The sequence below is a fragment of the Calidithermus timidus DSM 17022 genome, from assembly GCF_000373205.1.
Taxonomy (GTDB): domain Bacteria; phylum Deinococcota; class Deinococci; order Deinococcales; family Thermaceae; genus Calidithermus; species Calidithermus timidus.
The window spans coordinates 124,301-138,129 of record NZ_KB890697.1; the positions used below are offsets into that span (position 1 = coordinate 124,301).

Annotated in this window: 11 protein-coding genes; 5 read left to right on the forward strand and 6 right to left on the reverse strand. The window is 66.7% G+C overall.

The features are described 5' to 3' along the window. Positions 1-5: 5 nt before the first annotated feature. The 3 genes from B047_RS0109685 to B047_RS0109695 are packed head-to-tail and all read right to left on the reverse strand — an operon-like array spanning position 6 to position 3,361. A complete protein-coding gene (locus B047_RS0109685) occupies positions 6-848 on the reverse strand; it encodes an ABC transporter permease (protein ID WP_018466760.1) in 843 nt (280 codons plus the stop codon). After that, positions 845-1,795, reverse strand: coding sequence for an ABC transporter permease (locus B047_RS0109690; protein WP_018466761.1), 951 nt, complete (start codon positions 1,793-1,795; stop codon positions 845-847). The genes B047_RS0109685 and B047_RS0109690 overlap by 4 nt, the downstream gene beginning before the upstream one ends. A gap of 57 nt (positions 1,796-1,852) precedes the next feature. Then, positions 1,853-3,361 carry an ABC transporter substrate-binding protein gene (locus B047_RS0109695; protein WP_026234778.1) on the reverse strand — a complete coding sequence of 503 codons (1,509 nt, stop codon included), beginning with the start codon at positions 3,359-3,361 and terminating at the stop codon, positions 1,853-1,855. A 160-nt stretch (positions 3,362-3,521) separates the two neighbouring features. Here B047_RS0109695 and B047_RS0109700 point away from each other — a divergent pair, with 160 nt between their 5' ends. The 4 genes from B047_RS0109700 to B047_RS0109715 all read left to right on the forward strand — a co-directional run bounded on the left by B047_RS0109700 (position 3,522) and on the right by B047_RS0109715 (position 6,663). Continuing rightward, the gene (locus B047_RS0109700) at positions 3,522-4,247 is read left to right on the forward strand and encodes a GntR family transcriptional regulator (protein ID WP_018466763.1); all 726 of its coding nucleotides are present in this window, start codon (positions 3,522-3,524) and stop codon (positions 4,245-4,247) included. Further along, positions 4,244-5,320: an anhydro-N-acetylmuramic acid kinase gene (locus B047_RS0109705; protein WP_018466764.1), complete on the forward strand. Its 1,077-nt coding sequence runs from the start codon at positions 4,244-4,246 to the stop codon at positions 5,318-5,320. Before B047_RS0109700 ends, B047_RS0109705 begins: the two co-directional genes overlap by 4 nt. A gap of 169 nt (positions 5,321-5,489) precedes the next feature. Next, entirely contained in the window at positions 5,490-6,086 is a 597-nt protein-coding gene (locus B047_RS0109710; RefSeq protein WP_018466765.1) for a TetR/AcrR family transcriptional regulator, read from the forward strand. A gap of 106 nt (positions 6,087-6,192) precedes the next feature. Continuing rightward, a complete protein-coding gene (locus B047_RS0109715) occupies positions 6,193-6,663 on the forward strand; it encodes a methylated-DNA--[protein]-cysteine S-methyltransferase (RefSeq protein WP_018466766.1) in 471 nt (156 codons plus the stop codon). 14 nt (positions 6,664-6,677) lie between these two features. On the opposite strand, the gene B047_RS0109720 is transcribed toward B047_RS0109715, so the two are convergent. Beyond that, positions 6,678-7,796, reverse strand: a complete 1,119-nt coding sequence (locus B047_RS0109720) for a site-2 protease family protein (protein WP_018466767.1) — start codon at positions 7,794-7,796, stop codon at positions 6,678-6,680. Positions 7,797-7,917: 121 nt separating this feature from the next. Between B047_RS0109720 and B047_RS0109725 the strand changes: the two genes are divergently transcribed. Then, a complete protein-coding gene (locus B047_RS0109725) occupies positions 7,918-11,331 on the forward strand; it encodes a PAS domain S-box protein (protein WP_018466768.1) in 3,414 nt (1,137 codons plus the stop codon). Between the two features lie 292 nt (positions 11,332-11,623). Here B047_RS0109725 and B047_RS0109730 read toward each other — a convergent pair whose 3' ends face one another. Continuing rightward, positions 11,624-12,670 (reverse strand): DUF4388 domain-containing protein, encoded by a 1,047-nt coding sequence (locus B047_RS0109730; RefSeq protein WP_018466769.1) that lies wholly within the window; start codon positions 12,668-12,670, stop codon positions 11,624-11,626. A gap of 92 nt (positions 12,671-12,762) precedes the next feature. Continuing rightward, a complete protein-coding gene (gene ruvB, locus B047_RS0109735) occupies positions 12,763-13,749 on the reverse strand; it encodes a Holliday junction branch migration DNA helicase RuvB (protein ID WP_026234780.1) in 987 nt (328 codons plus the stop codon). Positions 13,750-13,829: the final 80 nt, after the last annotated feature.

Here is a 13,829-nt window from a genome sequence, read left to right on the forward strand (position 1 = left end):
GTCTTCTAGCGTCCCTTCAGGCGGGGATCGAGCGTGTCGCGCAGCACATCTCCCAGCAGGTTGAAGCCCAGCGAGGCGAGCAGGATGGCCAATCCGGAGAAAAGCGAAGTCCAGGGCGAGAGGGTCAGGTAAGCCCGCCCCTCCGAGAGCATCAGGCCCAACGAGGGGGTGGGGGGCTGGGTGCCCAAACCCAAAAAGGAGAGCGAAGCCTCCACCAGGATGGCCGTCGACAGCGAGAGGGTCGACTGCACCAGGATTACCGAAGCCAAGTTGGGCAGGAGGTGGCGGCCGATCACCCGCGCCGTCGAAGCACCCAGGGCCTGGGCCGCCTGGACGTACTCGCTCTCGCGCAGCACCAAGGCCGGGCCCCGCACCAGCCGGGCGAAGATCGGGGTGTAGACGATGCCGATGGCTAAGGCGGTGTTCGACTGATTAGGCCCCAGCATGGCGATGATGCCGATGGCCAGCAAGATGATGGGGAAGGCCAAGAACACGTCCATCACCCGCATAACCAGCCGGTCGTAGAGGCCGCCGTAGTAGGCCGCCGAGACACCCAGGAAGCCCCCTACCAGGAGTGCCAGCGCAACCGAAAGCCCCGCCACGAAGAGCGAAGCCCGGATGCCGTAGAGGATCCGCGAGAGCACATCGCGCCCGAACTGGTCGGTGCCCAGCCAGTGTTGAGCGCTGGGTCCGGCGAGGCGGGCCAGGATGTCCTGCCGCAGGGGGTCGTAGGGCGCAATCAGGGGAGCCAGCAAGCCACCGAGCACGATCAGCAGGGTCAAACCCAGGCCAAGCGCCCCCAACGGGTTCTTCAGGAGGCCTCGAGCAGAGCTCCAAATGCCGCTCATGCGTACTCCACACGGGGGTCGAGGTAGGCGTAAGCCAGGTCTACGAGCAGGTTGATGAACACAAAGCCCGCCGTGACCAGCAAAATGGTGCCCTGCACCAGCGGATAATTGCGCTCGTTAATGGCCCCCACGATCAGGCGGCCCATGCCCGGCAGGGCGAAAACCTGCTCGACGACGATAGCCCCACCAAAGAGGTAGCCCGCCTGAATGCCCACGACCGTGACCAGCGGAATGAGCGCGTTGCGCAGGGCGTGCTTGTACATAACGATCCGCTCGGAGAGTCCCTTGGATCGAGCGGTACGGATGTAATCCTGGCCCAAAATGTCCAGCAGGGTCGAGCGCAGCAGCCGCGAGAGCCCCGCCAAAAGCGGCAGGCTGAGGGCCAGTACGGGGAAAAGAAGTCTCTGGAAATGTCCCACGGGATCCTCGGCCAGCGGCACATAACCGATGGCGGGAAAACCGGGCCACAGCTTGAAGGAGAGGTAGATGAACAGCGTTCCCAACCAGAACGACGGCACCGTCACGCCCGCGATAGCCACCAACCGCACCAGGTACTCCCCCATGGAGTTGCGCCAGTAAGCGCTCAGAACCCCAATGGGAATAGAGAGCAAGACCCCAAAGGCCAACGAAAGCACCGTCAGCTCGAGCGTCAGCGGCAGCCGGGCAAAGATTTCCTCGCGGATGGGGGCTCCCGTCCACACGCTCTGCCCTAGGTCACCCCGCAACACCCCGGTGAGCCAGTCCCAGTACTGCGCCAGCAGGGGCTTGTTCAATCCCAGCTTCTCGCGCAGGGCCTCCAGGCGGTCTGGGGTGATCTCGGTGTTGGCCCCCAGCATGATCTGCACCGCGTCGCCGGGGATCAGCCGGATCATCAAGAACACCAGCACCGAGACCCCGAAGAGCACCAGCACGAGATCTAAAAGACGACGAAGGGTATAGGCAAACATGAGCCTCAGGCTTCGTAGGCCTTAGAGCCAGGAACGTACGACGTAGGGCAGCATCACTCACCGTGCCAGCCAGGTGTCGCGCAGGTACAGCAAGGAGCGGGTGGGGACGGGCTTGAAGCCCTGCACCCCCTCGCGGGCCGCCGAGAAGAGGGTGCCGTAGACCAGGTGGGCGATGGGCCCCTGGCAGGCCAGCTTCACCTGCAACTCCGCGTAGATCCTCCGCCGGGCATCGAGGGTGGTGGCGATGCGGCCCTGGTTGAGCAATTGGTCCACGCGGGCGTCGGAGTACTTGAAGACGTTGGTCGAACCGCCGGTGGAGAAGGTGCGGTAGAGGTAGCCATCGGGGTCGGCGCTGCCGCCGTTGAGCGAGGCGAAGGCGTCGAAGTTGGAGTTGCGCCACTCCTGCACGAACTTGCCGAGCTCGAGAATCTCGATCTTGGCACGGAAGCCGGCGGCGGCGAGCTGAGCTTGCAGGACCTGGGCCGCGTCCACCACGGTCTTGACTGAGCCCAGCGTCAGGATGGTGAAGTCCACCCCGCCAGGGTAACCGGCCTGGCGCAGTAGCTCACGGGCTTTGGCTGGGTTGGTGTTGTAGCAGGGGAAAGCCGAGGTGGGCGAGGCCCAGCCCTTGAGAGCCGGCGAGAGCGGCCCACCGGGAACCCCGTTGCCAAAGTACACCGCCTGCACCAGCGCCCTGCGGTCGATGGCGTAGTTGAGGGCCTCGCGCACCTTGGGGTTATCAAAGGGCTTGCGGCTGACGTTCATCCCCACCAGGCTGTAGGCCAGGTCCTGGGTCTGGTAGAGCCTAACCCCAGGGGCGTTCCTGAGGGTCACGGCCAGCGAGGGGTCGATGTTGGGCAGGAAGTGGTAGGTGCCGCTGGAGATCCCGATCTGGCGCGTGGCCGCGTCGGGGACGATGTTAAAGCGCAGGGCGTCGAGGTAAGGCCGGCCCTGGCGCCAGTAGCGCGGGTTACGCTCGAGCTGGATGTAGGTGTCGGGCACCCACTCCTTGAACTGGAAGGGCCCGGTGCCCACCGCCCGACGCTGCAGGTCGCCCCCGCCCGCGACGTACTCCGAAGGCACGATGGAAAGCCCGGCCAGCTCGCTGAGGAAGGGAGAGAAGGGCTGGGAGAGCTCGAAGACCACCTCCTGCGGGCCGTTGGCCCGGACCTCCTTGACCAGGTTGAAGCGGCTGGCGAGGGGCGAGCCGGTCTTGGGGTCACGCACGCGGTTGAAGCTCGCCACCACGTCTTTGGCGTCGAAGGCCTGGCCGTTGTGGAAGATCACCCCGGAGCGCAGCTTGAAGGTGTAGGTCAGCCCGTCGGGGCTCACCTTCCAGGACTCGGCCAGCGCCGGGCGCACCCGCAGGCCCTCGTCCACCTCGGTGAGCCCCTCGTAGATGTTGCCGATCACCACGAAGGTGGCGAAGGCCGTCGCCACGTGGGGGTCGAGGCCCGCCGGGGAAGAATCCACCGCGATCTGTAAGGTGCCCCCCCGCATCGGGGTCTGCGCCCAGGCCAGAGATCCGATCAGTACCGCCAGAAAGAGCCATCCCATTCGCCGCATAGGGCCTCCTCCTCGTGCTGAGATCCGTACCCTTCCGATCTTAGTGGCTCGAGCTTTGGTATTCAAGTGGTATTATGCAGAAATACCCTGATTTGCGTGGATTAGCAAGCCCCAACGGGTTGAGAAATTTTGGTAGTCAGGTGGTATATTTAGGCAAGGCATGAAGTTGCACCTGGATGGCTCCTCGCACACGCCCCTGTACCTCCAGCTCGAGGCCGCCCTGCGTGAGCGCCTGGCTTCGGGGGAGTGGCGCTCGGGACAGGCCCTACCGCCCGAGCGGGAGCTAGCCCAACAGCTCGGGGTCTCGCGCATCACCCTGCGGCGGGCGCTCGAGCGCTTAGAGGACGAGGGCTTGCTCATCCGCCGTCAGGGCAGCGGCACCTACGTCAGCCAGCGGGTCGAGCAGACCCTCACCGCCCTCACCGGCTTCAGCCAGGACATGGCGGCCAGGGGGCTCAAGGCCAGCAGTCGTTGGCTTCAGCGGGGCATCTTCCGCGCCACTCCCGAGGAAGCCCTGGCCTTCGGCCTCTCCCCTACCGCCGAGGTCAGCCGCCTGGAGCGCCTGCGCCTGACCGAAGGCGAGCCCATGGCCCTCGAGCTCGCCGCCCTCCCCGTGCGCTACCTGCCCGACCCCCAAGCCGTGGAGGATTCGCTCTACGCCTACCTCGACCTGCACGGGCTGCGCCCGGTGCGGGCCCTCCAGCGCCTGCGGGCGGTAGCCGCCCTCCCCCGCGTGGCCGAACTCCTGGCCATCCGCCCCGGCGACCCCGTGCTCTACATCGAGCGCCTGACCTATCTCCCCGACGGCAGCGTGCTCGAGTTCACCCGCAGCCATTACCGCGGCGACCGCTACGACTTCGTGGCCGAGCTCAAAGGGGGCAAGTGAGGGTCCTGGGCCTGATGTCGGGCACCTCGGTAGACGGGGTGGACCTGGTGCTGGCCGAGCTCGACGGGCGCCCTCCCCGCCTGGAGTGGAGGGTGCTCGAGCACCGCGAGGCTCTCTTCCCCGCCGGGCTGCGCGAACGGCTGCTGAGGGCTTTGCGCGGCGAGAGCCTGACCCGCGAGCTGGCCCTGCTGCACCACGACCTAGGCCGCTTCTACGCCGAGGCCGCGACCCCCTTCGCCGGGAGAGCCCAGCTCGCCGCCATCCACGGCCAGACCCTGTGGCACGAGCCCCCGCAAGCCACCTTGCAGATTGGGGAGGCGGCCTACCTGGTCGAGGCGCTGGGGGTTCCGGTAGCCGCCGACTTCCGCCCCTCCGACCTGGCTTTGGGCGGCGAGGCGGCCCCGCTGGTGCCCTACCCCGACCTGCTGCTCTACGGCGAGGCGGGCGTGCGGCGGGCCATCCACAACATCGGCGGCATCTCTAACCTGACCTACCTGAGTGGCCTCGAGCCCTCCGGCGTGCTGGCCTTCGACACCGGCCCTGGCAACTGCCTGATCGACGAGGCGGCGAGCTGGGTGGGCCTGAGCCACGACCCCGGCGGCAAGCTGGCCCAGAAGGGAAAAATCAACGAGGAAAAGCTCTGGGCCTGGCTGGCCCACCCCTATTTCCGGCGCCCCCCGCCCAAGTCCACCGGGCGGGAGATCTGGCGGCTGGACCAGCTCGAGACCGAGGGCTTCACCCCCCCCGACCTGCTGGCCACCCTGACCGAACTCACCGCCCGGAGCATCGCCCAGGCCTATGAGCGCTTCGTACTGCCGCACGGCCTCGACGAGGTCTGGGTCGCCGGGGGTGGCGCCTACAACCAGACCCTCATGCGCCGCCTGCGCGAACTCCTGCCTGTGCCCATCTACACCTTCGAGGAGCGTGGCCACAATTCCAAGGTGCGCGAAGCCCTGGCCTTCGCCGTCCTGGGCTACCTGCGCTTTTTGGGCCTGCCCAACGTGCTGCCTCAGGTCACGGGGGCCAAGGCCGCCGCCGTCGCGGGCAAGCTGCTAGTGCCGGGGGTGAGGTAGGGGAAGCGGTCAGCTTGTGGCCCGTGGTTGCCCCTCCCCAGCCCTCGCGTCTTGTATTTGGCGTACGACCCGCGCCCGGCCATCGGCGTTCAGCGTTGAACCTCACCTCCGACTCAGCCCAACAAAAAGTAAGTAGCCTGACCGAACGAACCTGAGTACAATGTATACCATGCCAAGCCTGCGCGAACGGCAAAAACTTCGCCGCCGCGAGCGAATCTACCGTACGGCGGTCAATCTCTTCCGCGAACGCGGTTTCCACCAAACCAGCGCTTCCGAGATTGCCAAGGCCGCGCACGTCTCGAGGGGCACCTTCTTCAACTACTACCCGTACAAGGAAGCGGTGCTGCTCGACTACGGCGCGGCCTTGCTGGAAGAGCTGCGCCTGAAGGCCCGCGACGAGCTCGCCAACGGTGATCCGCCCCTGGACGTGCTGCGCCGCCTGTGGGAGAGGTTGGCCGAAACCAGCGAGAACGAGCGCGAGCTGCTCTCGCCGTTGGCCTACGAGCTGCTCAACCCCGATCCCGCGCGGGCTCGAGCCGCCTTTGAGGCGCTACCTCTGGGGGCGCTGGTGGGCGAGATCCTCAAACCGCTGCTGGAGTCGGGTCAGTTGCGCAAGGACCAGTCCTTAGAGCGCATCGCCCGCTCCATCGCCGACGTCTACCTGCTGGCCGCGCTGCGCTGGGCGGCCTATACCCCCAACCGCCGCCTCAAAGACGAGATGATGAAGTTCCTCGAGCTCATGCTCGAAGGCGTTCTGGCCCGATAGACAAAAAAGAAGCTTACGATGGCTTAGGCGCCCGCGTCTTGGGGCGTTCGCTGGCAATGCCAAAGCCGCTCGAGGGAAGCCGGAGAGCGCGATAAGCTGGGGGGCGATGTTCTCCCGGCTCATCCCCACCCCACTCGGCCCGCTCTACGCCGAAGCCAGCGAGCGGGGCCTGACTTCGGTGCGGCTGCTGGTGCTGGCGGAGGGCTTTCCTGAGCGCAGCAATGCGCTGCTCGAGCGCCTGGCCGCCGAAGTCGGGCGCTACTTCGGGGGCGAAGGCGAGACATTCCTCGACATGCCCCTCGACTACCGCGGCCTCTCCCCCGAACGCATCGCCCTCTACGAACGCGTGCGGCACATCCCCTTCGGCAACACCACCAGCTACGCGGCCCTGGGGCGCGAGCTGGCCCTCTCACCCAGGGCGGTAGGGGCCGGAATGCGGGCCTGTCCCTTCTTCCTGGTGGTTCCCGCTCAGCGGGTCATCCACGCCGACGGGCGGCTGGGCGGCTTCATGGGCGCCGAGGGCATCAAGCTGCGGCTGCTGGTGCACGAGGGCCTCGAGGCCAACCGGTTCAGGTAGCCCACTACGGAAGGCTATTCACGCGGGTCTGTCATGCTCATTTGGGCCGCGCGCAACTGCAATACCCTCAGCAGATCGGTCTTGCTGAGGATACCCACCAGGTTTCCGGCCTGGTCGATCACCACCATGCGGGCAAAGCCCTGCTCGGCCATGCGCTGCAGGGCCTCGAGCGCCCCCGCGTATTCGCCAATCGTCTGGGGTGGGCGCATTCGCTCACTCACCGGCGCATCCGGAGAAGCCCCCTGCAAGTCCTCCAGGCTGACCATGCCCAGCAGCCGTCCATCGGCCACCACCGGGTAGCCCACGTGGCGCTCGGAGATCATCTTCTCCAGCAGCCCGGCCACGCTTAGCGTGGGAACGACCGTGCTGACGCTTCGGGTCATCAAATCGCGCACCCGCAGCCCCTCCAGGGCCTGGCTGAACACCGCCTGCTCGGCCTCGGCGCTGGCGGCCATGTAGACGAACAGCGCGACCAAGGCCATGAAGAGGTTGCCCACCAGCAAGCCCAGCAGGCCCAAGCCGAAAGCCAGGAAGCGGCTGACGGCGGCAGCGGTGCGGGTGGCGACGAGGTAAGGGCGGTAGAGCGCGAGCACGCCGCGCAACACCCTCCCCCCGTCCAGCGGCAGGGCCGGGAGGAGGTTGAACAGGGCCAGGCTCAGGTTCACCACGCCCAGGTAGCCCAACACAAAGGCCAGGCCCCCTTCCGCCGGCAGTAGGTTGCGCAGCAGGGTGAAAAGTCCGGCCAGGCCCAGACTCACCAGCGGGCCCACGATGGCGATGACGGCCTCGGCGCCGCGGGCCCGGGGGATGCGCTCGAGCTGCGCGACCCCGCCCAGCAGCCAGAGGGTGATCTCGCGGGTCTGCACCCCGTAGCCCCTCGCCGCGAGGGCGTGACCCAGCTCGTGAATCAGCACGCTGGCGAACAGGCTCAGCGCCGCGAGCAGGCCCAGTAGATAGGGCACGAGCCCCTCGGTCAAAGCGGGCTGGGGCTCGAGCCCCAACAGGCGCAGGTACTCAGGAAGCTGGCTCCCGATCAAGAAGGCGAAAAAAGGCAGCACGATGAGAAAGCTCAGGTCCAGCGAAATCGGGATGCCCAGCAGCCGAAAAGGAAGGCGGATGGCCCTTTGGAACATCGCCCCATTGTACGGGGGACGGGGGAGCGCTCGGTCGAGGATCGGCTCATAGGACATCTGGCTTTAGCCGGTGTGGGCCATACGACCCCCCCTCCAATCCCAGCCAGTAGAATGTCCAAGTATGGCGCGCATCCTCGTCGTCGCAGACGACGAAGCCAGCCTTTCGTTCGTCCGGCAGAGCCTCGAGGGGCTGGAGGTCGGGTTGCTCCATGCCGAGAACCCGGAGGCGCTGGAGCAGGCGCTGAGGGCGGGCGCTTTTGAGCTGGCGATCACCCAGTGCAATCTGGCTTTTGGCAGCGGCCTCGAGGTACTGCGCCGGGTGAAGGAGCGTTTTCCCGCGGTTCCGGTCCTCTTGCTCATTTCCCCCGACTTGGAGCAAGTCGCGCTCGAGGCCATGCAGCAAGAGCTGGACGACTACGTGATCGCAGAGCCCACAGGGCTTCCCCGCCTGCGGGTCTTGGTGAAAAAAGCCCTTGAGCGCAAACACCAGTGGGATCTCTTCGAGGCCATGCCGGTGGGGCTCTACCGCTCGAGCCCGGACGGGCGCATCCTCGAGGCCAATGCCGCCCTGTGCGCCATGCTGGGCTACAGCCGAGAGGAGCTTTTGGGCCTGAGTGCGCAAGCACTGTACTTCGAAAGTGAAGAGCGCAAGGCGCTGCTGAGGGACCTCGATCCTTCCAGCTTGTCCGGAACCCACCGCCTCCGCCTGCGGCGCAAGGACGGAAAGGTCATCTGGGCGGAGGGGTACGCTCGGGTGGTGCGGGATAGCCAGGGCCAGGTGCGCTACCTCGAGGGCAGCCTGGTGGACATCAGTGAACACGCCCGGCTGGAGGAGCGCTTCCGGGCCCTGGTGGAGAACACCTCCGACCTCATCTACCTGGTGGACGAAAACGGCACCATGCTCTACGTCAGCCCCAACGTGCGGCAGGTACTGGGCTACGACCCCGAGGGCTATTTACGCGAGCGAATGAGCGTGCTCGAGTTCACCCACCCCGAAGACCTCCCTTACGCCAAAGCCTCCCTGGAGGACCTCGTGCACCACCCCGGCCAGACGCGGGAGTACCGCCTGCGCATCTTGGACGCCTCCGGAGGGGTGCGCCACGCGCGCATCTGGGGTCGCAACCTGCTGCACGACCCCGCGGTGCGGGGCATCGTGCTCAACGTGCGCGATATGACCGAGGAGGACCGGCTGCGGCTCTCGCTCGAGCACGAGCGCAGCCGCTTCAAGGCCATCGTGGAAACCCTTTCGGGGGTGGTGTTCCAGATGGTGCCCCTGCCGGGACAGCCCGGCCGCCCGGTCTACGTCAGCCCCCAAGCCCACACCGTCCTGGGTCACCCCCCCGAGGCCCTGCTCGAGGACCCCTCCTTGTGGTGGGACAACATCCACCCCGAGGACCTGGCCAGCCTGCCCAAAGACGCCCATGCCCCCGGCGAGGTGCGGGTGCTGCGCTATCGCTACCGCCACGGCAAGAGCGGGGAGTGGGTCTGGATCCAGGAGCACCTGGTCGCCGACCCGGAGGGCGAGTTCCTCACCGGCTACGCCTACGATGCCACCGCCGAGATTGAAGCCCAGCGGGCCCTGGCCGAGCAGGAAGCCCTCTTCCGCACCCTCTCCGAGACCGCCCCCGCCCTCATCCTCTTGTGGCAGGACGACCGCCTGGTCTTCGCCAACCTCGAGGCCGAGCGGGTCACGGGCTACTCGTTGGAGGAGCTCAAAAGTCGCCCCTTGTGGGACTTCGTACATCCCCTCGACCGAGAGAGTGTCCGAACGCGTGGTCAGGCCCGGCTGAGGGGCGAGGCGGTAGAGCGCCGCTACCGCTTCCGCATCCAAAGCAAGAGCGGCGAGACGCGCTGGCTAGACTATTCGGCATCCAGCCTAGACTTCGGGGGCCGCCCGGCGGTCTTGGGGGTGGGTTTTGACATCACCGAGGCCCAGGAGCACCAGCTCGACCTCGAGGCCGTGGCCCGCCTCGCCGAGGCCCTGCGCCGCTCCGACGAGCTCAAGCAGATGCTCGAGGCCGCCCTGGACGAGACCCTAGCCCTTCTAAACACCTCCGTGGGCAGCCTGCTGCTCTACGACCCCGAGAGTCATTCCCTCGAGGAGGTAGCCAGCCGGGGCTGGCTGGCCCCCATCCCCACCCCACCCGTCGCCCAAGAGGGTAGCCTCACCGGCCGGGCACTGCTGCAGGGGGTGCCCTACGTCAGCCGCGAGTTCGCCACCGACCCCCGGCTGCGCCCGGCCATCCGCCACCTGGTACCCCCAGGCTGGGGCGGCGTGGTGCTGCCCCTGCGGGCGGGAAGCTGGCGCGTGGGGGCGCTCACCCTGGCCGTGGCCCACCCTCGCGAGCTCACCGCACACGAGCTCAAGCGCCTGGAGCTCATCGGCGAGGTCATCGGCAACGCGGTGCGCCGGGCCTCGCTGCGACGCAAGCTCGAAACCCGCGTGGGCCAGCTCGAGGCCCTACGCGCCATCGACCAGGCCATCAGCGCCAGCTTGGACCTGCACCTGGCCCTAGAGGTCTTCTGTGAGCAGCTCATGCGCCTGCCCCTGGATGCAGCCTCGCTGCTGCTGTACCGCAAGGAAGGCCACACGCTCGAGCTCATCAAGGCCCGCGGTTTCCGCACCCCTCCTTCGGAGATGCGCCGCCTTAGCATCCCGCTGGGCCAGGGGCATACCGGCCGCGCTGCTTTGGAACGGCAGCCGGTAGCGGTGGACGACCTCACCCACGACCCCGGCTTCGCTCCCGAGTTCATGCTGCGCGAGGGCTTCGTGGCCATGCGGGCCTTGCCCCTGCTGTCCAAGGGGGAGCTTTTGGGGGTGCTGGTGGCCTTCACCCGCCGTCCCTGGGACCTCTCGAGCGAGGAAGAGGAGTTTCTGGAGGCGCTGACCACGCAAGGGAGCATCGCCATCGAGAACAGCCGCCTCTTCGAGGGTTTGCAGCGAGCCAAGCAGGAGCTGGAGTTGGCCTACGACCTCACCCTTCTGGGCTGGGCCCAAGCGATGGAGCTGCGCGACCAAGAAACCGCCGGTCACACCCAGCGCGTCACCGAACTGACGCTGAAGCTGGCAAGGCAGATGGGCTTGCCGGAGGAGGATCTCGAGCACTTGCGGCGCGGGGCCATCCTGCACGACGTGGGCAAGCTGGGCGTCCCCGACGCGGTACTGCTCAAGCCGGGGCCGCTCAACGCGGAGGAGTGGGCGCTCATGCGCAAGCACCCCACCCTCGCCTACCAGTGGCTCTCCGGCGTTCCCTTCCTGCGCAAGGCCCTGGCCATCCCCTACGCCCACCACGAGCGCTGGGACGGCTCGGGCTACCCGCGGGGCTTGAAGGGCGAGGCCATTCCCCTGGAAGCGCGCATCTTCGCGGTGGCCGACGTCTACGACGCGCTCACCTCCGAGCGACCCTACCGCGGAGCCTGGCCGAGAGAGAAGGCCCTGGAGTACATCCGCGAGCAGAGCGGAAGCCACTTCGACCCGGAGGTGGTGGCAGCCTTCCTCGAGCTCATGCGCGCCGAGGAGCCGGGGGAGCGATGAGCCCTCCTACCCAGGTCATACCGGATTCAAAAAGATAATCACCCAAAGCAAAGACCTTCAGAGGCTATCTTTTTGCATCCTAGAGCACACCCCTCCCTGGCGGTCGGCCGCCCCGCCAAAGCGGGGCGGCGTTCCCACTCGGGAACGAACTGACCGAATCTGGTATCATACCGGATTCAAAAAGATACTCTTCAAAACCAAAAACCCAAGGGCTATCTTTTTGAATCCTAGAGCACTCCCTTCGGTCGGGTTAGTTCGTCACCATTCGGTGACGAACTAACCGAATCTGGTATCACACCTTGCGCTTGATGCTGGAGAGGGCCTCGAGCAAATCCTCCTCGCTGAAGGGTTTGGGAATGTGTCCTATCCGGGCGCTGCGCACCCACAGACCCCTGGGGGGCTCTTCAGACACCGCCCAGATGGGCACGAAGCGGCCATCGGGGGAAGCGCGCAGTTGCCGGACGCGCTCGGCTAGGTCGTGTACCTGGAGAATCACCCCCTGGGGCTTGTGGTGCTCGAGCATGCGCCGGGCGGAGTCGGGGTCGTGGGGCATGACCACCCGGTAGCGCGAGCGCTCGAGGGTCACCAGCAGCAGACGACGCACCAGCGACGACTCGGCCACCACCAGGATCAGCGGGTCGGCAGGACGCACCGCGGCCTCGCTCAGCAGACCCCGGCTTTGCAGTTCGTAGAGCAGGTGGTAGACCTGGGTCTCCGGCAAATCGGATTCCAGCGCGATGGAGCGGGCCCGCTTGAGCCCGTCCACCAACTCGAGCACGCTCCAGGCTTCGGCGGAGAGGGCGTGGCGGGTGGGGTCGCTGACGACGCGCAGCACCGCCTCAGGCTGCACCTTACCCCGCCGCCATTCGTCCAACCGACGGGCCGCCTCGAAGAGCACGGCGCTGGTGTCGAGCATCTCGGGCAGAAGTACCTGTGAGGCATTGTCGCTGACGGCCTCGGCGAGGATATCCCCCGTGCGCTGGGCCAACAGCGTCGCCAGGGCTTCCATCACCTGGGCATTCAGCGCCTCGCGCAAATCCGCGGGCTCGAGCCAGCCCAGCCGCAGGGCGAGCTGCCCCAAAGGAGTGCCGGGGTTTTCCCGCCCCTGGCGCAACACCAGTTCCTGGGTTTGCTCGAGGGTCAGAAGCTCCAGGCGCACCAGGTATTCCCCCAGGTGCGGCCCCGGATCGGTGGAGGCGTACAGTAACTGCCCCTCCCGCAGGTGCACCCGGCCCACCACCTCCTCACAGCGCACCGTGACCACCGCGTTGGCCCGGTTGGCCTCGAGGGAGCGCAACAGGTCGCTGAGTTCGATTTCGCCAATCCGCGCCCGAATCACACCTCACTCATGCTACACGGCAAGGCGCTTTGCCACGAGCGAAGCTGAACAGGAGGGTCCTACGTCGTACGCAGAACGCCAGGCGCCTTTCCCTACTCGAACAAGCGCTGTTCGGGCAGGGGGTAGCCCAGGTGCTTGTAAGCCCGCTCGGTGGCCACGCGACCCCGGAAGGTGCGCTTGAGGAGGCCTAGCTGGATCAAGAAGGGCTCGTGCACCTCCTCGAGCGTCTGGGCATCTTCGGAGATGGCCGTGGCCAGGGTCTCCAGGCCCACCGGCCCACCGGCGAAGCGCTCGATGAGGGTACTCAGGATGAAGCGGTCGCGGGAATCCAGGCCCAGAGGGTCCAGGCCCAGCGCGTCCAGGGCGGCTTTCGTGCGCTCGAGGCCGATGCTACGCTCCCCACTCACCTCGGCAAAGTCGCGTACCCGGCGGAAGAGACGCTTGGCGATGCGCATGGTCCCCCGGCTGCGATGCCCGATCTCCAACGCGGCCTCGGGGGCAAGCTCCAGGCCCAGCAGGCGGGCGTCGCGGCTGACCCCCTCGGCCAGCTCGGCTTCGGTGTAGAACTCGAGGTGTTCGATGATCCCGAAACGGCTGCGCAAGGGCCCGGAGATCATCCCCTGGCGGGTGGTGGCCCCGATGAGGGTAAAGCGCGGCAAATCCAGGCGCAGGGTGCGGGCCGCCGGGCCCTGCCCGATGACGATGTCGATCTTGAAGTCCTCCATCGCCGGGTAGAGGTGCTCCTCGGCAGAGCGCGAGAGGCGGTGAATCTCGTCGATGAAGAGGATATCGCCCTCCTCGAGGCTGTTGGTCAGGATGGCCGCGAGGTCGCCGGGTTTCTCGATGGCCGGGCCGCTGGTCACACGGATGTTCACCCCCAGCTCGTAGGCGATGACGTGGGCCAGGGTGGTCTTACCCAACCCCGGCGGGCCGAACAAGAGCATGTGGTCGAGGGCTTCCCCCCGGCTCCTGGCGGCCTCGAGGTAGACCCTCAGCTTCTGCTTGAGCTTGGCCTGCCCAACGTAATCCTCCAGCCGCTTGGGCCGCAGGGTCAGATCGCTTTCCACAACATCCATCATATCTTGTTCAGCGTATTACGTTTATAACGAAACCGGGGATGGGCATTCGGACAGCTTTGGGGTTGCAGGCCATGTGCCCT